The sequence below is a fragment of the Actinomadura spongiicola genome, assembly GCF_003432485.1.
GTDB lineage: Bacteria > Actinomycetota > Actinomycetes > Streptosporangiales > Streptosporangiaceae > Spirillospora > Spirillospora spongiicola.
In genome coordinates, this window is record NZ_QVNQ01000008.1 from 258,316 (window position 1) to 282,266 (window position 23,951).

The 23,951-nt window shown below is 72.4% G+C and carries 20 protein-coding genes; 11 read left to right on the forward strand and 9 right to left on the reverse strand.

Annotated elements, in window-relative coordinates:
- The first annotated feature begins 25 nt into the window (after window positions 1-25).
- From D0T12_RS25340 to D0T12_RS25360, 5 genes are all read left to right on the forward strand, one after another.
- Window positions 26-1,009, forward strand: a complete 984-nt coding sequence (locus D0T12_RS25340; protein ID WP_117402229.1) for an ABC transporter substrate-binding protein — start codon at window positions 26-28, stop codon at window positions 1,007-1,009.
- Window positions 1,010-1,028: 19 nt separating this feature from the next.
- On the forward strand, window positions 1,029-1,838 hold the full coding sequence (locus D0T12_RS25345; protein ID WP_117402230.1) for an ABC transporter permease: 810 nt from the start codon (window positions 1,029-1,031) through the stop codon (window positions 1,836-1,838).
- A complete protein-coding gene (locus D0T12_RS25350; RefSeq protein ID WP_117402231.1) occupies window positions 1,835-2,680 on the forward strand; it encodes an ABC transporter permease in 846 nt (281 codons plus the stop codon). Before D0T12_RS25345 ends, D0T12_RS25350 begins: the two co-directional genes overlap by 4 nt.
- Before the next feature lie 339 nt (window positions 2,681-3,019).
- Window positions 3,020-3,850, forward strand: a complete 831-nt coding sequence (locus D0T12_RS25355) for an ABC transporter ATP-binding protein (protein WP_117402232.1) — start codon at window positions 3,020-3,022, stop codon at window positions 3,848-3,850.
- Window positions 3,851-3,863: 13 nt separating this feature from the next.
- Window positions 3,864-5,129 (forward strand): flavin-dependent oxidoreductase, encoded by a 1,266-nt coding sequence (locus D0T12_RS25360; protein ID WP_117402233.1) that lies wholly within the window; start codon window positions 3,864-3,866, stop codon window positions 5,127-5,129.
- A gap of 2 nt (window positions 5,130-5,131) precedes the next feature.
- Here the strand turns inward: D0T12_RS25360 and D0T12_RS25365 are convergent, their stop codons facing one another.
- Window positions 5,132-5,740 (reverse strand): TetR/AcrR family transcriptional regulator, encoded by a 609-nt coding sequence (locus D0T12_RS25365; protein ID WP_233526280.1) that lies wholly within the window; start codon window positions 5,738-5,740, stop codon window positions 5,132-5,134.
- Window positions 5,741-5,855: 115 nt separating this feature from the next.
- Here D0T12_RS25365 and D0T12_RS25370 point away from each other — a divergent pair, with 115 nt between their 5' ends.
- The gene (locus tag D0T12_RS25370) at window positions 5,856-7,253 is read left to right on the forward strand and encodes an MFS transporter (protein WP_117402235.1); all 1,398 of its coding nucleotides are present in this window, start codon (window positions 5,856-5,858) and stop codon (window positions 7,251-7,253) included.
- Between the two features lie 22 nt (window positions 7,254-7,275).
- On the opposite strand, the gene D0T12_RS25375 is transcribed toward D0T12_RS25370, so the two are convergent.
- The 5 genes from D0T12_RS25375 to D0T12_RS25395 form a co-directional block, all read right to left on the reverse strand.
- Complete coding sequence (locus D0T12_RS25375) at window positions 7,276-9,153, reverse strand: bifunctional 3'-5' exonuclease/DNA polymerase (RefSeq protein ID WP_158581628.1); 1,878 nt, start codon at window positions 9,151-9,153, stop codon at window positions 7,276-7,278.
- A gap of 145 nt (window positions 9,154-9,298) precedes the next feature.
- Window positions 9,299-9,820, reverse strand: a complete 522-nt coding sequence (locus D0T12_RS25380) for a DUF4234 domain-containing protein (protein WP_117402237.1) — start codon at window positions 9,818-9,820, stop codon at window positions 9,299-9,301.
- A 155-nt stretch (window positions 9,821-9,975) separates the two neighbouring features.
- Window positions 9,976-11,520, reverse strand: a complete 1,545-nt coding sequence (locus D0T12_RS25385) for a metallophosphoesterase family protein (RefSeq protein ID WP_233526281.1) — start codon at window positions 11,518-11,520, stop codon at window positions 9,976-9,978.
- A gap of 398 nt (window positions 11,521-11,918) precedes the next feature.
- Window positions 11,919-12,821 (reverse strand): diacylglycerol/lipid kinase family protein, encoded by a 903-nt coding sequence (locus D0T12_RS25390; RefSeq protein WP_117402239.1) that lies wholly within the window; start codon window positions 12,819-12,821, stop codon window positions 11,919-11,921.
- A gap of 11 nt (window positions 12,822-12,832) precedes the next feature.
- A complete protein-coding gene (locus D0T12_RS25395; protein ID WP_117402502.1) occupies window positions 12,833-14,461 on the reverse strand; it encodes an FAD-binding oxidoreductase in 1,629 nt (542 codons plus the stop codon).
- A gap of 88 nt (window positions 14,462-14,549) precedes the next feature.
- Between D0T12_RS25395 and D0T12_RS25400 the strand changes: the two genes are divergently transcribed.
- The 4 genes from D0T12_RS25400 to D0T12_RS25415 all read left to right on the forward strand — a co-directional run bounded on the left by D0T12_RS25400 (window position 14,550) and on the right by D0T12_RS25415 (window position 18,203).
- Complete coding sequence (locus D0T12_RS25400) at window positions 14,550-15,149, forward strand: TetR/AcrR family transcriptional regulator (protein WP_117402241.1); 600 nt, start codon at window positions 14,550-14,552, stop codon at window positions 15,147-15,149.
- On the forward strand, window positions 15,146-16,723 hold the full coding sequence (locus D0T12_RS25405) for a glycerol-3-phosphate dehydrogenase/oxidase (protein ID WP_117402243.1): 1,578 nt from the start codon (window positions 15,146-15,148) through the stop codon (window positions 16,721-16,723). The genes D0T12_RS25400 and D0T12_RS25405 overlap by 4 nt, the downstream gene beginning before the upstream one ends.
- Before the next feature lie 86 nt (window positions 16,724-16,809).
- Window positions 16,810-17,724: a sucrase ferredoxin gene (locus tag D0T12_RS25410; RefSeq protein ID WP_233526282.1), complete on the forward strand. Its 915-nt coding sequence runs from the start codon at window positions 16,810-16,812 to the stop codon at window positions 17,722-17,724.
- Window positions 17,725-17,906: 182 nt separating this feature from the next.
- Window positions 17,907-18,203 carry a WhiB family transcriptional regulator gene (locus tag D0T12_RS25415; RefSeq protein WP_075901375.1) on the forward strand — a complete coding sequence of 99 codons (297 nt, stop codon included), beginning with the start codon at window positions 17,907-17,909 and terminating at the stop codon, window positions 18,201-18,203.
- A gap of 351 nt (window positions 18,204-18,554) precedes the next feature.
- On the opposite strand, the gene D0T12_RS25420 is transcribed toward D0T12_RS25415, so the two are convergent.
- The 3 genes from D0T12_RS25420 to D0T12_RS25430 all read right to left on the reverse strand — a co-directional run bounded on the left by D0T12_RS25420 (window position 18,555) and on the right by D0T12_RS25430 (window position 21,518).
- On the reverse strand, window positions 18,555-19,259 hold the full coding sequence (locus tag D0T12_RS25420) for a phosphoribosyltransferase (RefSeq protein ID WP_117402248.1): 705 nt from the start codon (window positions 19,257-19,259) through the stop codon (window positions 18,555-18,557).
- Between the two features lie 105 nt (window positions 19,260-19,364).
- Window positions 19,365-20,366: a phosphotriesterase family protein gene (locus D0T12_RS25425; RefSeq protein WP_117402250.1), complete on the reverse strand. Its 1,002-nt coding sequence runs from the start codon at window positions 20,364-20,366 to the stop codon at window positions 19,365-19,367.
- 39 nt (window positions 20,367-20,405) lie between these two features.
- Window positions 20,406-21,518 carry a YihY/virulence factor BrkB family protein gene (locus D0T12_RS25430; protein ID WP_233526283.1) on the reverse strand — a complete coding sequence of 371 codons (1,113 nt, stop codon included), beginning with the start codon at window positions 21,516-21,518 and terminating at the stop codon, window positions 20,406-20,408.
- A 755-nt stretch (window positions 21,519-22,273) separates the two neighbouring features.
- Between D0T12_RS25430 and D0T12_RS25435 the strand changes: the two genes are divergently transcribed.
- The gene (locus D0T12_RS25435; RefSeq protein WP_199487692.1) at window positions 22,274-23,941 is read left to right on the forward strand and encodes a nitrite/sulfite reductase; all 1,668 of its coding nucleotides are present in this window, start codon (window positions 22,274-22,276) and stop codon (window positions 23,939-23,941) included.
- The last annotated feature ends 10 nt before the right edge of the window (window positions 23,942-23,951 follow it).

A 23,951-nucleotide genomic window follows, 5' to 3' on the forward strand; every position in this document is an offset into this window, starting at 1 on the left:
TCCCCCCGTGAGTTAAGGAGAGCCCATGCGGCAATCCCTACGTCTCTCAGCGCTGTTCAGCGCTCTCGCCCTCGTCGTGGCCGCCGCCGGTTGCGGAGGCTCCGGGGACTCCTCCTCGGGCGGGAAGGGACTGGAGAAGGACACCGTGACGGTGGCCGCGCTCCCGCTGGCGGACAACGTGGCCGTGTACATCGCGCAGCGGGAGAAGCTCTTCGAGGCCGAGGGGCTGAAGGTCCAGATCAAGCCCGTCCAGCAGAGCACCCAGGCGATCCCCGCGCTCATCAAGGGCGACGTGGACGTGATCGCGGGCGCCAACTACGTGTCGTTCCTCCAGGCCAACGAGAAGGAGACCCTCAAGCTCAGCATCCTGGCCGAGGGCGCGTCGCTGACCTCGCACATGATGGACGTGCTGGTCATGCCCAACTCCCGGATCAGGACCCCGAAGGACCTTGAGGGCAGGCGGGTCGCGGTCAACATCCTGAACAACGTCCAGTCGCTGACGCTCAACTCGATCCTGACGGCCAACAACGTCAACGCCACCAGGGTCCAGTACGTCCAGGTCCCCTTCCCCCAGATGGCGGCGGCGCTGGAGAAGGGCGACGTCGACGCCGTCCACCTCGTCGAGCCCTTCACCTCCGACGTCGAGAAGAAGCTCGGGGCCCGGGTGGCCGTCGACGGCGGCGCCGAGCCGGTCACGAACCTGCCGATCGCCGGGTACGTCGGCACGCAGGACTTCACGAAGAAGAACCCGAAGACCGCCGCGGCGTTCCAGCGGGCCATCTTCGCCGCCCAGAAGATCGCCACCACCGACCGCACGCGCGTCGAGAGCGTGCTGCCCACCTACACCCGGATCGACACGAAGATCGCCTCGGTCATCACGCTGCCGGGCTATCCCAGCTCGCTGGTCACCAACCGCATCCAGCGCCTCGTGGACCTCATGATGGAGTCCAAGCTGCTGACGAAGAAGCCCGCGCTGGGCGCGATCCTGTTCCGCCCGACGACCAGCTGACGGCGGGCACCGACCGGCCATGTCCGACACGACGGCGCCGTCCCGCGGCCTTTCCCGCACCGGAAAGTGGGTGCGGGGGGCCGTCGGGGTGGCGGTCCTGTTCCTGGCGAGCGAGATCCTCGGCAGGGCCGGGATCGTGGACCGTTCGTACCTGCCGCCCGCGTCCAGCGTCACCGCCCGCGCCGCCGAGCTCGTCGGCGATCCGGACTTCCTGTTCAACGTGCGCGTCACGCTCACCGCCTGGGCGCTCGGCCTCGCCGTCGCGGTCGCGATCGCGGTTCCGCTCGGGCTGGTGCTCGGCAGCGTCCCGGCGGTGAACACCGCGGTCCGGGCCATCGTGGAGTTCCTGCGGCCGATCCCGTCGGTCGCGTTGATCCCGCTGGCCGGGCTGCTGCTCGGCTCCGGGCTCAACATGGAGGTGCCGCTCGTCGCGTACGCCGCCACGTGGCCGATCCTGTTCAACACGATGTACGGCCTCCAGGACGTCGACCCCGTCGCGAAGGAGACGCTCCGGACGTTCGGTTTCAGCCGCACACAGGTCCTGCTCAGGGTCTCGCTGCCCAGCGCCGCGCCCTTCATCGCGACGGGCGTGCGGCTGGCCGCGTCGGTCGCCCTCATCCTGGCCGTCGGGACCGAGATCCTGTCCGGCTTCGGCGACGGCCTCGGCATGTTCATCGCCCAGGCCGGCACCGTTCCCGACGGGACCCGCGACGTCCTCGCCGGGACCGTGTGGGCCGGCTGCATCGGGCTCGTCATCGACACCGTCCTGGTCCAGACGGAGAACCGCGTGTTCCGGTGGCATCGGGCCCAAGGGAGTGGTGCGTCATGACGGCGGGCGCCCTCACCTCACGGACCGCGCGGACCGGCGGCCTGGCGGGACGGCTGGTCGGCGGGCTCCTGCACCGCCTGCTGCCGCTCGCGATCCTCGTGGCGTGCTGGGAGGCGGCCACCCGCGTCGCCGAGAGCCCGTTCTTCCCACCGCCGTCGGACGTCGCGACGCGGATGCGGGACCTGTGGTTCACCGGCCCGGCGAGCCGGCTTTTCCTCAACGACGACGTGGGCGAGTCCATCGCGCCGAGCCTGACCCGGATGGCCCTCGGGCTGCTGCTGTCGATCGTGGTGGGCGTCGTCCTCGGCATCGCGCTCGGCCGGTCCGAGCGCGCCCTCGCCTACCTGGAGCCGGTCCTGCAGTTCGCGCGGGTGATCCCGCCGCCCACGATGGTGCCGGTCTTCCTCGTGCTGTTCGAGCTCGGCACGCAGATGCAGGTCGCGTCGATCGTCTTCGGCGCCGTCTGGCCCATCCTGCTCAACACCGCGGACGGGGCGCGGAGCGTCGACGCCGTCAAGCAGGACACCGCGGACGTGTTCCGGCTCTCGGCCGTCCAGCGGATCCGGTTCCTGATCATCCCGTCCGCGCTGCCGAAGATCTTCGCGGGGCTGCGGCTGGCGCTGTCGCTGGCGCTGATCCTGATGGTCTTCTCCGAGCTGCTGCCCGGCACCTTCGACGGGGTCGGCTTCCAGTTGACGAACGCGCAGAGCCAGTCGGACCTGCCGACGATCTGGGCGGTGATCGTGCTGCTCGGCGTGCTCGGCTACCTGTTCAACACGATCCTCCTCGCGGTCGAGCGCCGGGTCCTGGCCTGGCATCGCCGCGCCCGCGGGACGGCATGACGCGCCCTACCTTTCACATTTCGATAAGTGCACATAAGGCCCGCGCACGCCCGGTGATATACCTCCATTGCACGATCATCTAGGGGACCGGCGCGCGGCGCACGTTCGAACTGCCCCGGATGTGGGCCGGCGTCGTCATGCCGGGCCTCCTCGGCGCCTGTTCAACGCCGTCTTCGTGTTGCTGGAGAGGCGGCTGCTGTCCTGGCACACGGGCGCGCGGCGGCTCGAACCATGACGAACTCCTTGCCGATGCCGGTGCCATTCGGACAATCCAGGTGATCACGGTAGCGTTCGGCGTCGTACGCCCGTACCACTCAACGCGGAGAGAAGGCGGCGGGAATGCTCAAGATCACCGGGCTCACCCACTCCTACGCCGACGACCACGGGGTCCTCGACGGCCTCGACCTCACCGTTCCGGACGGGCAGCTGGTCAGCATCGTCGGGCCGTCCGGGTGCGGCAAGTCCACGCTGCTGCGCTGCATCGCCGGGCTGATCCAGCCGACCGGCGGGACGCTCACGCTGGACGGCGCGCCCATCGACGGCGTGCCGGACGACCTGGCGGTCGTCTTCCAGGACTACAGCCGGTCGCTGTTCCCGTGGCTGACCGTCCGCGACAATGTGGCGCTGCCGCTGCGCAGACGCGGGAAGTCCCGGCAGGAGCGGCGCGCGGCAGCGCAGGAGGCACTGGAGTCGGTGGGTCTCCCCGACGCGGGACGCAAGTATCCGTGGCAGCTGTCCGGCGGCATGCAACAACGCGTTTCGATCGCGCGGGCGCTGGCGTACGGCCCGTCGCTCATGCTGATGGACGAGCCGTTCGGCTCCGTGGACGCCCAGACCCGCGAGGATCTGGAAGACCTCGTCCTGGAGGTGCACCGGAAGAAGAAGATGACGATCCTTCTGGTCACCCACGACATCGACGAGAGCGTCTACGTGGGCGACCGGGTCGTCGTGCTGAACCGCTCACCCGCTCGTGTGCACGCCGACCTGCCCGTCGACCTGCCCTCGGCCCGCGACCAGATCGAGACGCGGGGGCTCGCGGAGTTCGTCCGGCTCAGGGCCGAGGTGGGGCGGCTGGTCCGGGGCGGCGCCAAGGTGCCGGGGGCGGCGCCCACGGTGACCGGTTCAGACGCCGCATCGGACGGCGGAGCGGACTCCGTCGTGGAGAAATGAACAAAGGGGGATCATGTTCGTCGTCATCGTGGGGGCCGGGATCGGGGGCCTCACCACCGCGTTGAGCCTGCACCAGGCCGGTGTCCGGGCCCTCGTCGTCGACGCGGCCGTCCGGCTGCGACCGCTCGGGCTCGGCATCAACCTGCTGCCGCACGCCGTCCGGGAGCTGACCGAGCTCGGGCTCGGGGACGAGCTGGCCGAGCTCGGCGTCGCGACCGCGGAGATGGTGCATTTCGACCGGCACGGGGGCCGGATCTGGGGTGAGCCGCGGGGCCGCGCGCTCGGCTACAACTGGCCGCAGTACTCGATCCACCGTGGCGAGCTGCAGGTGACGCTGCTCGACGCCGTCCGCACGCGGCTCGGCGAGGACGCCGTCCGCACCGGCACCGTGTTCGAGGGCTTCGAGCAGGACGGGACGCGCGTGCGGGCGCGGCTGCTCGACCGCGCGGCCGGCACCGCCGAAACGGTCACCGCCGACGTGCTGGTCGGAGCGGACGGTCTGCACTCGGCCGTCCGCGCGCAGTTGCGTCCGGGTGAGCCCGCGCCGCTGTGGAACGGCATCCGGATGTGGCGGGGCGTCACCGAGGGCGACCCGTTCCTGTCCGGCCGGACGCTCGCCGTCGCGGGCAGCAACGCCGCGGCCAAGATGGTGGTCTATCCGATCTCCAGGAAGGCCGAGCGACAGGGGCGGGCGCTGCTGAACTGGGTGGCGGAGGTCAAGCTGGCGGACGACCGGATGGACACCACCCCCAACTGGAACCGCACGGGCCGCCTGGAGGACGTGCTCCCCCACTTCGCGGACTGGACGTTCGACTGGTTGGACGTCCCCGCGATGTTGGCGGGGTCGGCGGAGATCCTGGAGTATCCGATGGTCGACCGCGATCCGCTCGACCGCTGGACGTCGGGCCGGGTGACGCTGCTCGGCGACGCCGCCCACCCGATGTATCCGATCGGCTCCAACGGCGGTTCCCAGGCCGTGCTGGACGCGCGTGTCCTCGCCCACGAGCTGGCGCGCGCCTCCGATCCGGCCGAGGGGCTGCTCGGCTACGAGCGGGAACGGCGCGAGAAGGTCAACGCCATCGTGCTGGCCTGCCGTGACATGCCCGCCGACCGGATCCTGCACACGGTGAGCGAGCGCGCCCCGGACGGCTTCACCGCGATCGAGGACGTCCTGACTCCCGACGAACTGGCGACGATCACGAGCGCGTACCGGCAGACGTCCTTCTCGGACGTCGAGTCGCTCAACTCCCGCCCGTCCTACTCGGTCTCCGCGCGCTGAGTTCAGGTCGTGACCGCCGCGAGGCGGGTGTCGACGGCATGGGCGGCCCGGTCGTAGAGGGACGGGTCGTCGTGCAGCAGGGCGTAGGTCGATCCGGCACGGAAGAGGGCGTCCACCTCGAAGGCGAGTTGGGCGACGTCCGTGGCCGGATCGATCTCGCCGAGGTCGCGGGCCTCGGCGACGCAGTGTTCGAGGAAGCCGCGCCAGTCGCGCTGTGACGCCGAGATGGCGTCGCGGACGCGGCCGGGCCTGGCGTCGAACTCGGCCATCGTGGAGTCGAAGAAGCATCCGCCGGGGAAGACGGGTTCGCGCTGGTAGCGCCGCCACGCGTCCAGGAGCGCACGAACGCGGCGCAGCCCCGCGGGAGCGTCGAGCGCGGGCTGGACCACGTGCCGGCGGAACGTCTCGACGGCCGTGCGGATGGTCGCGAGTTGGAGTTCCTCCTTGGAACCGAAGTGCGTGAACACCCCGCTCTTGCTGATCTTCAACTCGGTGGCGAGCCGGCCGATCGACAGACCCTCCAGGCCCTCCGTCGAGGCGATGGCGGCGGCGCTGGTCAGGATGGCGGCGCGTGTCTGCTCGCCTTTGAGAAGCCGTCCGTCGGTGTTCACGGGGATAAATCTGCACGACCGTTCGTTCGAAGTCAATCCGACCGACCCCTTGACGGGAAGGTGATCGACCCAGAAGAGTGTACGATCGTTCGTTTACTTTTCTGGAGGGCAGTTCATGACCGCCGAGACCACCGCCGAGACGTCCGCCGGGCCGCCCGACGCGCCCCGCGCCCGGCGTGACGTGCCCTGGCTGGCCGCCGGGGCGGCGTTCCTCGCCATGCTCGACGCCACCGTCGCCAACCTCGCCGTCCCCGACCTGCACGCCGACTTCCCCGGCGCCTCACTGTCCGGGCTGACCTGGGTCATCACCCTGTACGCCGTACTGTTCTCGGCGCTGCTCGCCCCCGCCGGGCGGCTCGCCGACCTGGTCGGGCGGCGGGCCCTGTACCAGTGGGGCGTCGGGCTGTTCACGTTGGCGTCGCTGGCGTGCGCGCTCGCGCCGAACGTGCCGGTCCTGCTGGCGACCCGCGCCTTCCAGGGAGCGGCGGCCGCCGCGATGATCCCCGCGTCGCTGGCGCTGCTGCTGCGGGACATGCCCGCCGAGCGGCGCGCGGGAGCGATCGGGCTGTGGAGCGCCGCCGGCGCGTTCGCCGCCGCGATCGGCCCCAGCCTCGGCGGCGTGCTGGTCGACCAGTTCGGCTGGCGGTCCCTGTTCGTCATCAACGTGCCCGTCGGCGTGGCGCTGCTGCTCTTCGGGTGGCGCCTGCCCCGCGCCGACCGTGGCTCGGGGCGCCTGCCCGACCTGATCGGGACGGTGCTGCTCGGCGGCGGCGTGGGCGCGGTCGCGCTCGGCGTCACCCAGACCCGGGACTGGTCCTGGACGGACGCCCGCACGCTCGCCCTGCTCATCGGCGGCGGTGCCCTGGTCGCGCTGGCGCTGTGGCGGTCGGCGCGGCATCCGGTGCCCGCGCTGGAGATCTCGCTGTGGCGCGGCCGCCAGTTCGCCCTGGCCAACGCCGCCTCGTTCCTCTACGGGACGGCCCTGTACACGTGGCTGCTGGTCGGCGTGCTCTACCTCACAAGCGAATGGGACTACTCGATCCTCGAAGCGGGCTTCGCCTCGACGCCCGGTGCGTTGACCGCCACCGTCGCGGCGATCGCCATGGGCCGTCTCACCGGGCGTGTCGGCGTCCGTCCCGCCGTCACCGGCGGCGGGCTGATCATGGCCGCCTGCGGGCTCTGGGCGGTGACGGCGTTGCCGCCCGACCCGCACTTCGTCACGTTCTGGCTGCCGATCGGGCTGCTGGTCGGGACGGGCATGGGCATGCTCGCCACGGGTACCGCGTCCGCCGCCGCGCTCGCGGTGAACCCGCTCCAGTTCGCCGGGGCGACCGGCCTCAACACGACCGCGCGTCAGCTCGGCGGCGCGCTCGGCATCGCCGTGCTCGCCGCGATGCTGCCGGCGCAGGCGGTCCACGACGACTACGGCGCCGTCTACCTGTTCGCCACGATCACCACCGTCGGCGCCGCCGTCGTCGGGCTGCTGCTGACCGTGAGGCGCTCCGCGTCCTGAAATGACGGACGCGTCCGGCGGCTCACTTGGCGTCGGAGTAGCGGTCCACGACCGCGATCTCCATGGGGAACACGACCGGGGTGTCGCCGAACAGCAGCCGCCGCGCCTCGTCCGCCGCCGCGTGCACGGCCGCGACGACGTCCGCCGCCAGCTCCGCGGGCGTATGGACGATGACCTCGTCGTGCTGGAAGAACACCAAACGGGGGCCGGCGAGCACAGCTCGCCGATCGCTTGGTGTGGCGTGGGGGCTGGCGGGGTGGGGGCTGGCGGGGTGGGGGCTGGAGGACGGGGGGTCGAGCGGAGCTCGTCGATTGGATGGTGGTGGGTGGGGGCTGGAGGACGGGGGGTCGAGCGGAGCTCGTCGATTGGATGGTGGTGGGTGGGGGCTGGAGGACGGGAGGTCGCCGAGTGCGGTGAGGCGGCGGCGGAGTGAGGCGAGGAGGGCGAGTGCCCAGTCGGCGGCGGTGGCCTGGACGACGAAGTTGCGGGTGAACCGTCCCCGGGCGCGCAGCGCCTGCGCCGCCGCGCCCGTCGCGGGGGTCTCGTCGTCGCCCGCCGAGGTCAGCTCGCGCCAACCGGCGGACGGCGGGGGGCAGGTGCGGCCGAGCCGTGACCGGACGAGCCGTCCGCGCTCCCCCGCCCGCGCGGCGGCCTCCACGTACTCGAACGCGTCGGGGAACCGGTTCTTGAGCACCGCGAGCAACTGCACCGCCTCGCCCGTCCCGCCGCCGTACATCGCGGACAGCAGCGCGAGCTTCGCCTTGTCCCGCGCGCTCATCTCCCCGTGTCCCCCTTCGGGGAAGGCGTCGGAGAGCGCCGCGTAGAGGTCGCCGTGCGCCGCCGCGCGGGTGAACGCCCGGTCGCCCGCGAGCGCGGCGAGGACCCGTGGTTCGAGCTGGGCGGCGTCGGCGACGACCAGCGACCAGCCCGGGTCCGCGACGACGGCCTTCCGCAGGACCCGGGGGATCTGGAGCGCGCCGCCGCCGCTCGTCGCCCACCGTCCGGACACGACGCCGCCGACCACGTATTCGGGTCGGAACCGTCCTTCGCTCACCCAGGTGTCCAGCCACGTCCAGCCGTGCGCGGTGTGCAGACGCGACAGTTCCTTGTACTCCAGGAGCAGCGGCACGGCCGGATGGTCGATCCGCTTGAGGACGTGCGCGCGGGTGGACGTGACCGGAAGCCCCGCCGACGCGAACGCCTTGAGTATCTGCGCGGGTGAGTCGGGGTTGACGTGCTTGTCGGCTCCGAACGCCGCGCTGATGCGGTCGGCGAGGTGCTGGAGTTTGCGGGGGCGCAGGCCGCCGGTGGGGCGCGGCCCGAGAAGCCCGGTGAGCAGCTCGTCGTGCTCGGCCGCCGACCAGGGCAGCCCGTCGTGGCTCAGCTCGGCCGCCACCAGGGAACCCGCCGACTCCGCCGCGGCGAGCAGCGCGAAACCGTCCAGCCCGGCGATGGCGCGCTGCTGCTCGGCGTGGACGGCGACGACCTGTTCGATGTCGTCGCCGGCGACCTCGTCGTCGCGGTCGTCGTCGAACAGCGAGGGCTGCGCCGGCTCATCGTGGTGCGGCCGCCGGTCGGGCGGCACCGGCTCGCCGCGCAGCCGCGCCCACGCCGCCCGGACGGAGCGCGGCTCCCCGTACCGTCCCGCGCGCCCGAGCAGGAGGCTCTCGACCAGTTCCAGATCATGGCAGCGGCCGACCCGCACACCGGCGCGGAGCAGCCGCGGGTAGAGGCGCGCCGTGGCGGGCCAGACCCACCGCGGCGCGTCCGCGCGTTCCCGCTCGTCGATCGCGGCGACCAGGTCGGGGACGCCCCGGGCGGGCCCGGCGGGGGTGCCGTCCTCGCCGAGAACGCGCAGCGTCCCGCCGCCTCGCGCCCCGGCGGCCACCGCGATCCTCACACCGGCATTGTGTCCCCACCCACCGACAACCCACCGACAACCCACCGACGGCCCCCGAACAGCACGGATCCCCTCCGCGACGGGTGAGCGCGGAGGGGATCCGGGTGCGGCCTTCACGGGGCCAGGGCCGTAGCCCCTGGGATGGTCAGGCGACCAGGGACACCTGCTGGCCCGCAGGCGTGTCGCCGTAACGGTCGACGACCTTGTTCAGCTGGATCTGGTAGTACAGGACGCCGAACCCGAGGATGCCGAGCAGGAAGCCCATGCCGCCGGAGCAGCTCGGCTGCAGGCCCGCGGCACGCTGGGCGTCGGCGATGCGGCCACCCAGCTTCACGTACATGATCAGCGGCCAGATGCCGAGGGTGAGGAAGCCGAGCAGCATGGACAGCAGCGCGTTGGTGGCGGCGTTCTCGGTGCGGCGGTCGTACTCGTGCAGTTCGACGTGGACCTTGTAGAACCACACGAGCCCGTAGATGCCGAAGGTGATGATCGGCAGCCCGAGCCAGGCGCCGACCGGGTTGCGGCGCTTCATGTTGAGGCCCGCGCCGACGGCGACGGGGCCCTGCTGCTGCTGGTGCTGGGCGGGCGCGTAGCCGCCCTGGTAGGCCTGCTGCTGCGGAGGCGGCTGCTGGTATGGCTGGCCCTGACCCTGCTGAGGGTAGCTCATTGAATATCGCTCCTGGGAAGCGGTCGTTTTCCGGCCGACCGTCCGTTACCGTTCACCCGTACTTCGGGCCAAGACTGTAACGGTATTCACGCACGTCGCGGCAACGGAACGCCGACATTGGTCGGCTTTGCCCCGAAATGCCACGAACGCACAGTTCAGCGCAGGGGGATCGTCACCTCGTCCTCGCACGGCGGGGCCGTCTCCTGGTCGCCGCAGCCGGTCGCCGCGTGGCAGCGGATTCGCAGTGACGACCCGGTCACGTCCAGACGCAGGAAACTCTTGAAGAACGGCGGGTCGTCCCAGTCGGCGAGTTCCGAGCGGAAACGCTGCGGCAGTTTGCGGACGGGGAACCGCAGGCGTCCGGGGCGGTGCCGCCCGTCGCGCGGAACGCCGAGCATCGCGGCGACGAGGCGGGCCCGGCGGGACGGCACGGGCGCCCCGCCCTCGGAGTCCGTGTAGCCGCGGCCCGACCTGATGCCGAGGCGGTGCTCGACGGCGGCCGCGGCCTCCGCCGGGGTGAGCTCGAAGAGCCTCGGCAGGCGCAGCCACCGGCCGTACAGCTTGCTGTAGCGGGAGAGGGAGTCGCCGCGCAGCGGGTAGCAGCGGAAGTCGTCCTCGTCGACGACGCGCGTCCTCGGGATCGTGTGGGTGGCGTGCATGAACGCGCCCCCGCCGCCGGACACGATGTACTGGATCGTCCGCCCGTCCTCGGTCCGCAGCGGATACCGCTGGTAGTTGTGCACGTCGCCGCCGATCGCGGCGACGTAGTGGTGCGCCGGGTCCCGGACGACGTCGTCGATCGTGCCGCCGCCCTCGATCTCGCCGGGATGATGCTCGTCGTCCACATAAAGGGGCTTTCCGGTCACGAGCAGCTTGGGTTTCGGTCCCGCGGAGACCTCTCGGAGCCAGCGGCCCTGGTCACGGTCGACGACGCCGTCGATCCCGGTGTCGACGGCGACGACGCGCAGCGACGGCGCGTCGATCGCCCAGTACGGACCCGGCTGGACGCACCGCTGGCCGGGCGCGCCCCGGTACCGGCCGCGGGCGTCCGCGAGCGCGGCACCGTCCACCTCGCCCGGACCGCGCCACAGCATGCGCGGAAGGAACGACAGCGGGCCGCGCCAGGGCGGCGGCGCGCAGTCCGCGTCCAGGTCGCAGAAGACGTGCAGGAAGCCGCGCAGGCCGTCGTACCAGTCGTGGTTGCCGGGCACCGCGTAGATGGGGGCCGGGTAGTCCTTGTACGGGCGGAAGAACTTGTCCGGGTACTGGGCCGAGTCGCCCGTCGGGTAGACGACGTCGCTGACGATGACCATGAAGTCGGTGTCGCCCGCCGCGTTCAGCAACGGCGGCACCACCGCGTACTGTGACCGATCTCCCTCGCCGGTGTCGCCGAGCAGGGCGAACGAGAACTCCGGGTCGGCGCGGTGGACGGTGAACGCCGCCGGGGCGCCGCGGTCGCGCAGGGCGGCGACACAGCGGCGGCGGATGTCGTTGGACGGGTCGCCGAACAGGCGCGCGAGCACGTCGTTGCGGGAGCGCCACAGCACCCTCGGACGGCGCCAGGAGAAGTCGGCGACGCGCTCGGGGAGCAGCTCGTCGAACGTGCCGGGTCTCTGGCAGACCCACCCGGCGCCCGCCTCGGACTCACGGGAGTTGTCGGGGCTGGAGACGGCCTCGGGGGGCAGGGGCTCGGCGGACAAGAAACGCCTCCGGCAGCGTGAGGGGGTCCTCACAGACTGTCCGGAGGCGAACTCCGCCGTCAAGCGGCTTACCGCAGTTCAGAGCGTGATCTTCGACCGCCCGCGGGCGTCGTCAGGCGTGGTGGACGCCGGCGCCACCCCCAAGGGCGCCGGCGCCACCACGTCACGGGCCTCTGCGGCAATCATGAGTCCCCCCAGAACGGCGAGCGTCGCGGTCGCCTTCCCATGATGGCTCCACAGACGGCCCCAAGGTCCCTTAGCGGGACGTAACCGACGCTACCCGAGGGGCCGTAATGCTGACGTAAATCGACCCAAACTTCGGGCCAAGTCGGGGAGGACGCCCGGGAACCGCGCGCAGGCCCAGGAGCCGCGCAGGTTCAGGAGCATGGCCCCCTCGGTCAGGGCGCCAGGACGCGGAGCGCGCCCGGCATCACCCGCGCCGTGACGGGCAGCACGCCGGGCAGTTCGCCGTCCGCGCCGTACGGGAGCGTCCTGCCGGGCGGGCCGGCAAGCTCGATCCGCACCTCCTCGCCGCGCATGACCTCCACCTCGGGGCGGCGCACGTGCGAGCCGTCCGTCAGCTCCCGCATGACGGCGAAGAAGAGCCGTTTCGGCGCCGTCCGGATGAGGATCACGTCGAGGAGCCCGTCGTCGACACGCGCGTCCGGGGCGATGTGCTTGCCGAACCCGTAGTAGCCGGAGTTGGCCGCGACGACCGTGTACCCCTGCCGCTCCCGGGTCTCGCCGTCCACCGTGATCACGTAGTCGGCGGCCCGCCACGTGACGATCGCGCGCAGCGCGCCGACGTAGTACGCGGCGGACCCGCGCAGCAGCCGCGTCCGGTTGGCGTTGTCGTTGGCGACCGCGTCGACGCCCGCGTAGACGCTGCCGAGGACGGCCTTTCCGTTGGCGTCGATGGCGTCCACGGCGCGCGGCTCGCCCTCCAGCAGCAGCTTCGCCAGTTCCCCGGGGTCGGACGGGATGCCGAGCTGCCGCGCGAAGTCGTTGCCGCGGCCCGCCGGGACGATGCCGAGGACCGCGCCGCTCGCGGCGTCCAACTCGGCGAGCGCCCCGCCGACGCAGCCGACCATGCCGTCGCCGCCGACGCCGAGCACGACGCGCCCGGCCGCCGCGGCGGCGCGGGCGACGTCCGCCGCGTGCGCCAGGCCGCGGCTGTACTCCACCTCGACCTCGGCGCCCGACTCGCGCAGCAGCCGGGCCACCTCCAACAACGACGAGGCGGACGCGGAATCGCCCGCCGCCGGGTTGACCACGGCGGTGAACGCCCGTGCCTCGCCCACGTATGACCCCCTCAAACCGGTGGGACGAGCACGCCCGGGTTGAGGATCCCGGCCGGGTCGACCCTGTCCTTGACGGCGCGGAGCACCGCCGCGCCCAGCGGCCCGATCTCCCGGGCGTACCAGTCGCGATGGTCGGTCCCCACCCCGTGATGATGGCTGATCGTGCCGCCCGCGTCGACGATCGCCTCGCAGGCGGCGCGCTTCGCCCGTGCCCAGTGTTCGACCGGGTCTTTGCCCTGTGCGGACACGACGGTGAAGTACAGGGACGCCCCGGACGGGTACACGTGCGAGATGTGGCACATCACCAGCGGCGGCGTGCCCGCGTCGGACAGCGCGCCGGTCAGGGCGTCCCGGACGGCACCGTACAGGGCGGGCAGGTTCGACCAGAACGTCGCCGTCTCCACCGTCTCGGCGAACGCCCCGACGTCCAGGAGGGCGTCGCGCAGGTAGGGCGCGTCGAAACGGCCGCGCTCCCACTTCTCACCGGGTCCGGCGCCGAGCGGTTCGCCTCCGGCGGCGCGCAGGACGTCCGCCACCCCGGCCCGCCGTTCCGCGACCCGCCCGGCCGTCCCCTCGAACCCGAGCACGGCCAGGCACCCCCCGTCCTCCAGCCCCCGCCCACCACCATCCAAAGGACGAGCTTCGCCCTCCGGCCCGATCGCGGACGGGTCGGTGAGGCCGACCATGGTCTCGGTCTCGTCGGAGAGGCGCAGCACCGCGGGCCGCGGCCCGTCCTGGGCGAGGCGGCGCAGCGCGGCCGCGCCCTCGGCGAACGACGCGAACCGCCAGCCCTCGTACGCCCGCGTCTCCGGCACGGGCTGGATCCGGACCGTCACCGACGTGATCACGCCGAGGGCGCCCTCCGAGCCGAGAACGAGCTGCCGCAGATCGGGCCCGGCGGCGGACTTCGGCGCCCGGCCGAGGTCGAGGTCGCCCTGCGGCGTCGCGACGGTGAGGGCGACGACCAGGTCGTCGAACCGCCCGTACCCGGCCGACGCCTGCCCGCTGGAGCGGGTCGCCGCGAACCCGCCGATCGACGCCCACTCGTACGACTGCGGGAAGTGTCCGAGGGTGTAGCCGCGCTCGGCCAGCAGCGCCTCGGCCGCGGGGGCGCGCAGGCCGGGTTGCAGGACCGCGGTCCGCGACACCTCGTCGATCGAGACGAGCGCGTCCATGCGCCGCAGGTCGAGCGCGATGAACGTGCCCGGCGCGCCCGCGGGACCGCTCGGGGCGAGACCGCCGACGACCGACGTGCCGCCGCCGAACGGGACCACGGCGACCCGGAGCCGGGCGCAGGCCCGCAGCACCGCGACGACCTCGTCGTGCGTGCCGGGCAGGACGACCGCGTCAGGGGCGTCGGACGCCTGCCCGGCGCGGATGCGCAGCAGGTCGGGCGTCGACCTGCCGCGCGTGTGCCGGACGCGCGTCTCGGTGTCGGCGCGGACGTTGCGGTCGCCCACGATCCTGGCGAACTCGGTCAGGGCGTCCGCCGACAGCCGGGGCTCGGGGACCTCGACGTCCGCCAGCGCGACCGGCGCCGTCGCACCGGGCCGGACGCCGAGCAGGTCGCGCAGCAGCGCCACCACCGGTTCCGGCAGCGGCGCGGCCCGGTCGGGGTCGCCCCAGCCGCTCCACAGCATGTCCCGCGTCCGCACCGCGCGCCTCCCCCGTCTTGTGCCCCGTGTCGGGCCTGCCGCCTGACCGACGACTGTGCTTACACTGTGACACATGACGTCGAATCGTCACAACAGGCGGACCGCCGACGACACGGTCCTGGACGCCGCCCGCGACTGCGTGCTGGCCGTGGGCGTGCGCCGAACGACGCTCACCGACATCGCGCGCCGCGCGGGCGTGTCGCGGATGACGCTGTACCGCCGCTGGCCGGACGTCCGCACGATCGTCACCGAACTGATGACCCGCGAGTGGGTCGGGCTCGGCGACTCGCTGCAACCGCCGGACGACGACCGTCCCGTCCGACCCCGGTTCGTGGCCGGCCTGGTCGCCGGCGTGCGGGCGTTCCGCGACCACCCGCTGCTCCGCAAGATCGTCGAGGTGGACCCGGAGCTGCTGCTCCCCTACGTCCTGGACCGCTGCGGCGAGAGCCAACTGGTGTTCCTGGAGCTGTTCGAGGAGGCGCTGCGGGCGGGTCACGCCGACGGCACGATCCGCCGCGACCATCCGGCACGGCAGGCGCGGGCGGTGCTGCTGGTCGTGCAGACCTACGTGCTGTCAGCGCCGACCATGATCGACGACGCCGATCCCGAGCTCGGCCCCGACGCCTTCGACGCCGACCTGCACCACGTCCTGGAGAGGATGCTCGCGCCGTGAACACCCCGGACCCGCGCACGTCGCTCAACGCCGCACGCAGGGAACGCGAGCTCGCGACCCTCCCGGACGAGGTTCTGGACGTGTTGGTCGTCGGCCTCGGCGCGACCGGGGCGGGCGCCGCGCTGGACGCCGCGTCCCGGGGCCTGTCCGTCGCCGCGATCGACGCCCACGACCTGGCGTTCGGCACGTCCCGGTGGAGCTCCAAGCTGATCCACGGCGGGCTGCGCTACCTGGCGTCCGGGCAGGTGGACATGGCGCACGAGAGCGCGGTCGAGCGCGGCGTCCTGATGCGGCACACCGCGCCGCATCTCGTCCGCGCGCTGCCGTTCGTCACGCCGCTGACGCCGCTCGTGCCGCGGTCCCGGGCCATCGCCACCCTCGCCGCCTACCACGCCGGTGACGCGCTGCGGCTCGCCGCGCGCACCCCGCGGTCGACGCTGCCGGGCCCGCGGCACCTGTCGGCCGTCGAGACGCTGCGGCTGGCGCCGGCGCTGCGCCCGTACGGGCTGCGCGGCGGGCTGCTGTCGTGGGACGGCCAGCTCGCCGACGACGCTCGGCTCGTCACCGCGATCGCCCGGACCGCCGCCGGGCACGGCGCCCGCGTCCTCACCCGCTGCCGGGCGGTCGCCCTCTCCGGCGACGGGGCGCGGGTGCGGGACGAGCTGACCGGCCGGGAGTTCACCGTCCGGGCGCGGTCGGTGGTGAACGCGACCGGGGTGTGGGCGGGCGGGCTGGTGGACGGGGTCCGGCTGCGCCCGTCGCGCGGCACCCACCTCGTGGTGCGGGCGGAGGCGCTGCGCGGCCCGACGGCCGGGACGCAGGTGCCCGTGCCGGACACGGCCAGCCGTTTCCTGCTGGTCATGCCGCAGGGCGACGGCCGCGTCTACGTGGGCCTGACCGACGAGCCCGCCGACGGTCCGATCCCGGACGTCCCGGAGCCGACGGACGGCGAGATCGGCTTCCTGCTCGACGTCCTCAACTCGGCCATGGACGTCCCCGTCCGGCGCGCGGACGTCGTCGGCGCGTTCGCCGGGCTCCGTCCCCTGCTGGATCTCGGGGACGGCCGCAGCACCGCCGACATCTCCCGGCGGCACGCCGTGCTGACCTCGCGGGACGGGGTCGTCACGATCGTCGGCGGGAAGCTCACCACCTACCGGCGGATGGCACAGGACGCCGTCGACGCGGCCGTGAGCGCGGGTGGCCTCGACGCGGGCCCGAGCCGCACCGCGCGGCTCCCCCTCGTCGGCGCGGCCTCGCGTGAGCCGCTCGACGCGCTGGACGCGCCGCCCCGCCTCGTCCAGCGGTACGGGACGGAGGCGCCGATGCTCGTCGCGCTCGCCGAGGACGACCCGGCCCTGCTGGAACCGGTCGTCCCGGGGCTGCCGGTGCTCGGCGTGGAGTTGGCGTGGGCGGTGCGGCACGAGGGCGCGCTGGACACCGGGGACCTGCTGGACCGGCGGACCCGGATCGGGCTGGTCGCGGCCGACCGGGAGGCCGCGCTCCCGGTGGCGGAGTCCCTGCTCGGCGCCCGGCCCAGCGACCTGTACGGGGTCCACCACGGTGTCACCCGCTGAATGTCCGAACGCACTTCCCCGACATGTTTGACCGAGGCACGTTAGGTTATCCTTACCTAATTGCCGGAGATCAACGGGGGACTCTTGTGACGGGCGGCAACGGCTGCGGGCACTGCCCGGGAAGCCACACCGGCCAGCGGCCGTGTCTGGCGAGCGCCACCGAGAAGGCGCGGTCGTGGCTGCTCATCGAGCATCCGGGGCCCTGGCCAGAGCGCGTCGAGGACCTCGCCCGTCCCGTGCCGGTGGCCGAGGCCGTGCGGGCCGCCGTACTGGCGGGCGTCCGTCCCCAGCTGATCCGCCGGGCGGGACGCCGCCGCGCCGTTCCGCCCGTCCAGGTCTACGCGGTGTTCTCGCGCGGGGAACGGGCCTGGATCGAGGGGCGTGAGCTCGCCGACCCCGCCGAGCTGGCCGAGCTCGACCTGGACGCGCTCGCCGCCGGACGGTCGCCGGGCCTCGGCGACCGGGTGCTGGAACCGGTGTTCCTGGTCTGCACGCACGGCCGCCGCAACGCCTGCTGCGCCCGTACCGGCGCGCCGCTGGCCCGTTCCCTCACCGCCCGTTTCGGCCGCCGGGTCTGGGAGACCACGCACGTCGGCGGCGACCGGTTCGCGGCGAACCTGGTGTGCCTCCCCCACGGGATCTGCTATGGCGACCTCGGCGAGGCGGAGGCGGTGACGGCGGCGAACGCCTACCTGCGGGGCGAGGTCGTCCTCGACCGGCTGCGCGGACGAGCCGGGACGTCCGAACCCGCGCAGGCCGTCGAGCATTTCGTCCGGGCGCACACCGGACGTCTCGGGCTGGACGACGTGACCGACGTGAGCGTGAACCCCATCACGGGAACATCTCGGTACAAAGGGGTTGTTAACGTGCAAGGGTGCCGGTACCACATCGTCGTGGAGGCCGTCCAGCAGTCCGCCCCCTGCGGGCCGGGCTGTGGGGAGAACCTGAAAACCTACCTTGTTAGGGAACTCACCCTTCTCAACGAGGCGGCCCTCGTGTAATCTCACTGAGGCCCCATTCGAGGGCCTCCCTGTCGCACGTCACCTGGTTTCCGGAGTAACCGGACGGGAACAGAGCGGCAACTCCAGACGTTGGACCATTCGGCGCTTCTGACTCATGTCACTCGAAGCATGTCGAGCGTCCATGTCCCGAATTTGTTCGAACCAATCAAGGTGGGTGTTCCATGGCTCAGGTACGTCGGCAGGCAAACCTCCCTCGTCCCAGCTGGGGCTGGCAGGACGCCGCGGCGTGCCGGGGGGAAGACCTCGTCCTCTTCTTCGGTCCCGACGGTGAGCGCCAGCCCGAGCGGGAGATCCGCGAACGCAAGGCCAAGCAGATCTGCATGGGCTGCCCCGTCCGTACGGACTGCCTGGACTACGCGGTGTCCAGGCCCGAGAAGTACGGCACGTGGGGCGGCCTCAACGAAGACGAGCGCGCGTCCGAGCGTCGCCGCCGGATGCGCCGCGCCAACGCCGCGTAGCCAGTCGGCGGGGCCCGGCCGGCGGGATCGGCCGGCAGGGCCTGACGGAGGGTCGGTACGCACGCGCCAGAACGCTCCCATCGCGAACCCCGGCACGCCACCGAGAAAACGACACGGCCCCGCATCGCGGGGCCGTTTGCGTTGCCCGGTTCCGGTCTCGGATCGGCGCCCGGCGATCGGGGCGGGGCGCTTCGTCCCGTCCGTGTCACAAGTGCGTCACATGTCAGGGCACATCGGTCGGGACATTCCGCGAATCAACGCCATTACCGCAAGGGGCGTCCGCCGCGTGGCCAATTCCCAGAATTCGCCACACCATTTTCTCGGGCGGTGCCGTCGCCGTCCGGCGGCGGCTCAGCCCGTCTCCCGGGCCCGCGCGGCCCGGTCCAGCCAGGCGATCACGTTCTCGTCGGTGAGCTGGTCGAAGTCGCGGTACCACTGCCCGACCGCGCGGAACTCCCACGGCGCGGCCGGCACCACCAGATCGTCCACCTCGGGTTCCAGGCCGTGGACCGTCTCGGCGGCGCCCACCGGCACCGCCAGCACCAGCCGCGCCGGGCCGCGCTCGCGCATGGCCCGCACGGCGGCCCGCGCGGTCCCGCCCGTGGCCAGACCGTCGTCCACGACGATCACCGGCCGTCCGGCGGTCTCCGGCAGCGGGCGCCCGCGCCGGTAGACCTGCACCCGGCGGTCCAGCTCGGCCCGCTCGGCCTCCACCGTCCCGGCCAGATCCTCCTCGCGCAGCCCGAGCCTGCGCAGCAGCGCGCCGTCGAACACCGGCGAGCCCCCCTCGGCGATCGCCCCGACCCCGAGTTCGGGCTGCGGCGGATAACCGATCTTGCGGGTCACCAGGACGTCGAGCGGCGATCCGAGCCGTGTCGCGATCTCGTACCCGACGGGAACACCGCCGCGCGGCAGCGCGAGGACGACAGCGCCGTCCAACCCCATCGGGACGAGCCGCTCGGCGAGCACCCGCCCGGCGTCGGTGCGGTCGGTGTAGGGGAGCCGGACGGTCTGGGTCTGCTGGAAACCTCCGTGTGAGGTTCTGTTCCAGGACATCGGCGCACCCCCTTCCGGGGTCACCCCTACCCACTCCCGCCGCCGTTACCGACGTCCGCGACGCCCGTCGGGGAAGGCCGTCGGGGCCTGTGCGGGCCCGGCGACTCAGGCGGAACCGGTGAGCCAGCGCAGCGGGTTGTCGCGCAGGATCCCGTCGAGGGTCGCGTCGTCCGCGCCCGCCGCCCGCAGCGCGGGCAGGAACGTGTCGAACAGGTAGCCGTACCCGGCGCCGCCGTACTTCGTGATCCGCGTCATCCGGGACACCCCCGTGCTCAGCAGCACCCGCGATGCGTGCCCGGCCTCCAGCAGGTCCATGACGAAGCGGACGCGGGCGCCGATCGCCGCATGGTCCTCCCCCGCGAGGCCGAGCGTGCCGAACGACACATAGGCGCCCGTCTCGGCGATCTTGCGGTGCAGGCCGGGGTCGTCCACGCGGTCCTGCTGGCCCACGGCGACACGGTCCGGGGACAGCCCGGCGGCGGTGAGGATCTCCAGCTGGGCGAGGCCCGCGCGGCCGTACGTCGCCACCGACAGCCCCGAGTAGCGGGCGGCCCTCGCGGCGGCGCGCAGGCACCGCTCCTCGGTCTCGGTCGGCGTCTCCTCCCATGTGCCGATCTCGCCGATGACACCGGGCAGCGCGTTCGTGCCGTCCAGGCCGAAACCGACCTCGGCGAGGAGCCGCTCGGCCAACCGGTCGACGCCGGTGCGCCCGTCCCGCGCCGCGGCCCCGTCGCGGTCGGCGTCCAGCGACTCCCGGACGAACGGCGGGTGGAACGGCTCGGTGAACACTCCCGTCCCGGCGACGACCGCGACCCGCGACCCCGTGCTGATCCGGGTGAGCGCGGCGGCGTCGCGGCCCATGCCGGAGCACGTCAGGTCGACGACGAGCCCGAGGCCGTGCTCCCTGCGCAGCGCGGCGAGCTCCCGCTGGACGGGCTTCTCCTCGTCCAGGAAACGACGGGGGTCGGACTCCGCCAGCCGCGGACGCGCCGGCCAGCGCAGGTCCATCCGCAGGTGCTCGTGCGCCAGCACCGGCCCGGTGATCTCGGACGTCGCGATCGTGCCGGTCACGGTCCGGAGCCGGCCTGTGTCCACTCGGGGGGTCATGTCAGGCGAGGTTACGACATGTTTCGCCTTTTCAGGGCCTCAATCGGCGCTGTTTTTACCTCCCGGGCCGGCGGACTCCGTCCCGCCGTCCGGCCGGCCGTCCTCCTCGCCGTCCGGCTGCCGTTCGTCCTCCGCCGCCAGTTCGGCCCGCGCACGGGCGGTGATCTCGCTCGGCCACCGCTGGTCGATCTCGGCGTTCAACGTCGCCCCGATCAGCACCGCCAGCGCCGCGACGTACAGCCACGCGAGCAGGGCGATCGCCGCGGCCAGCGACCCGTACACCGACACGCCGCTCAGCGACCCCGTCAGGTAGATCCGCAGCGTGATGCTGCCGACGATCCAGATCAGCAGCGCCACCGCCGCGCCCGGCACGGCCCGCGACCACGCCGTCCGCACCGGGACGCTCACGTGGTAGAGGGTGGCCAGGAAGACGATCGACAGGGTCACCACGACCGGCCAGTACAGCAACTGGACGGCCTCCGCGCTCTCCGGCAGCGCCTTGCGCACCAGCGTGGGCCCGGCCACCAGCAGCGGGACGACGACCAGCAGCATCAACAGGCCGATGAGGTAGAGGAAGAACGCGCGCAGGCGGGTGCGGATCACGCCCCGGACACCGGACAGCCCGTAGGCGATGGTGATCGTGTCGACATAGACGTTCGTGGCACGCGAACCCGCCCACAGCGAGAGCAGGAAGCTGAGCGACACGATGTCGGGGCTGCCGCCCTTGATCACGTCGTCGATCAGCGGGGCGACGGTGTTGTCCACCGCCTCCCTGGTGAGGACCTGCTGGGAATGCTCGATCGCCCACGCGCGGATCTCGGCGACGGTGTCGGGCCCGATCGCGCCGCGCAGGTGCCCCATCGTGCCGATGAGCCCGAGCACCAGCGGCGGCAGCGACAGCAACGCGAAGAACGCGGCCTCGGCGGCGAGCCCCGTCACCCGGTACCGGAACGCGCCGACCGCCGTGTCCTTGACCAGCGTCCAGCCGACCCGCCCCCACGCCTCGACCGCCGCGCGGACACGACCGACCAGGTCGCGTCCGGGCTCCCGATCATCAGGGCCGGAGCCGGGCCCACCGGAACCGCCGGGCTCGCCCTCGGGGCCGGGGTCCCCGGCCGGGGAGACGCCCGCTGCGTCGGAGACGGTGGTCACACCGCCCCACCGTAGAGCGTCACGCGCCCGGAACATGCCGCATCGCCCATCCGAACCTCCCGCCGGGGGCTCACCCTCCGGTTCGCTCCCCCTCCCATCATGGTGATCAGCTCCGCGCGTCGCGTTACGACCGCCTCCCCCGCCCGATCATCTCGCAGGTTCCCCACCCGTTCCCCGCGCATCACTTCCGCCATACCCGCTTTGACGGTGCGGAACGTCCACCCGATCATGATCGTCTTCCGGGGGCGGGGCGTGGGCCGAGGCGACGGACGGGGCATTCGCGTCCATCGGTGACAATGGAAGGCGTGATCTGCCAGTCATGCCGGGAGCGCCGCCACGAGGAGTGCCGCGGCGGGTCCTGGTGCGACTGCCAGCACCATCCCGGAACGGCGACACGCGAACCGCGGCCGTCCGAGAGCGGCCCCGCCACCGGCCCGGCGGGCGACGAGGCCGAGCCGCCGGTGAATTGGAGACGGCAAGGATGACACATCTCACCCGTCCGTATGGGGGACGTAACTGGACAGTCCGCGAGACGGCATGTCACAGTTCAGGTATGACTGCCGCGGACCCGTTGCTGGCCAAGCGCCGGCACGTCGACTTCCTCCGCGTCCGCAGCGCGATCTGTCGGTGACGCTCCGACCACGCCCCTGCTCAGCCGGGCGCGTGGTGCATCGGCGTCATCGTTGACTCACCCAGCTCAGTGCCGAGCCGGCCGCTCCTGACTGCCGGTGCGCTACGCGTCCCTCACATCACAGATGAGGACGCGCGCCGTGCCACCCGCGATCAAGCGCAAGAAGGCCGAGGGCCAGTGGGCCCTCGGCTATCACGAACCTCTCAACAAGAACGAAGAGAACAAGAAGAACGACGACGGTCTGAACGTCCGGCGCCGCATCATCGAGATCTACTCCAAGACCGGGTTCGACTCCATCGACCCGGCCGACCTGCGCGGCCGGTTCCGCTGGATGGGCCTCTACACGCAGCGCCGCCCCGGCATCGACGGCGGCAAGACCGGCGCGCTCGAGGACGAGGAGCTCGAGGACAGCTACTTCATGATGCGGGTGCGGATCGACGGCGGGCAACTGAGCGGCCCGCAGCTCCGCACGATCGCCGACGTCTCCACCCGGTACGCACGCGGCACCGCCGACATCACCGACCGGCAGAACGTCCAGCTGCACTGGGTGCGGATCGAGGACGTCCCCGCGATCTGGGAGGCCCTTGAGGCGGTCGGGCTGCACACGATGGAGGCGTGCGGGGACGTCCCCCGCGTCATCATCGGCTGCCCCCTCGCCGGAATCGCGGCCGACGAGATCATCGACGCGACGCCGCAGCTGCGCGACATCCACGACAAGTACATCGGCTCCCCCGAGTTCTCCAACCTGCCGCGCAAGTTCAAGTCGGCGCTGTCGGGCTGCACGGCGCACTGCACCGTCCACGAGATCAACGACATCGCGTTCGTCGGGGTCGTGAACGAGGCCGGTGAGACCGGGTACGCGCTCTTCGTCGGCGGCGGGCTGTCCACGAACCCGATGTTCGCGCAGAGCCTCGGCGTGTTCGTCAAGCCGGAGCAGGCCACCGAGGTGTGGCACGGCGTCACCTCGATCTTCCGCGACTACGGGTACCGGCGGCTGCGCAGCCGCGCCCGGCTGAAGTTCCTGATGAAGGACTGGGGCGCGGCGAAGTTCCGCGAGGTGCTGGAGAAGGAGTACCTCGGCTACGCGCTGCCGGACGGCCCGGAGCCCGCCGCGCCGCTCCCCCGCCGCGACCACGTCGGGATCCACCCGCAGCAGGACGGGAACTTCTACGTCGGGTTCGCGCCGCGCGTCGGTCGTGTGAACGGCGAGCTGCTGGGCGTCATCGGCGACCTGGCCGAGCGGTACGGCTCCGGACGGGTCCGGACGACGATCGAGCAGAAGATGGTCATCCTCGACGTCCCCGAGGAGAACACCGAGGAGCTCGCCGAGGAGCTGGCGAAGCACGACCTCCAGGTCCACCCGTCGACGTTCCGCCGCCAGACGATGGCGTGCACCGGCATCGAGTACTGCAAGCTCGCGATCGTCGACACCAAGCAGCGGTCCATGGACCTGATCGACGAGCTGGAGAAGCGGCTCCCCGACTTCGACCAGCCGCTCACCATCAACGTCAACGGCTGTCCCAACGCGTGCGCCCGCATCCAGGTCGCCGACATCGGTCTGAAGGGCCAGCTCGTCGTGGACGAGAACGGCGACCAGGTCGAGGGCTTCCAGATCCACCTCGGCGGGCAGCTCGGCGCGTCGTTCGGCAAGAAGGTCCGCGGCCTGAAGACCACGTCGGCGGGGCTGACCGACTACGTGGAGCGGGTCGTCCGCAAGTTCGACGAGCAGCGCGCCGACGGCGAGACGTTCGCCGCCTGGGTGCACCGCGCCGACGAGGCGGACCTCAAGTGAGCGAGCACGC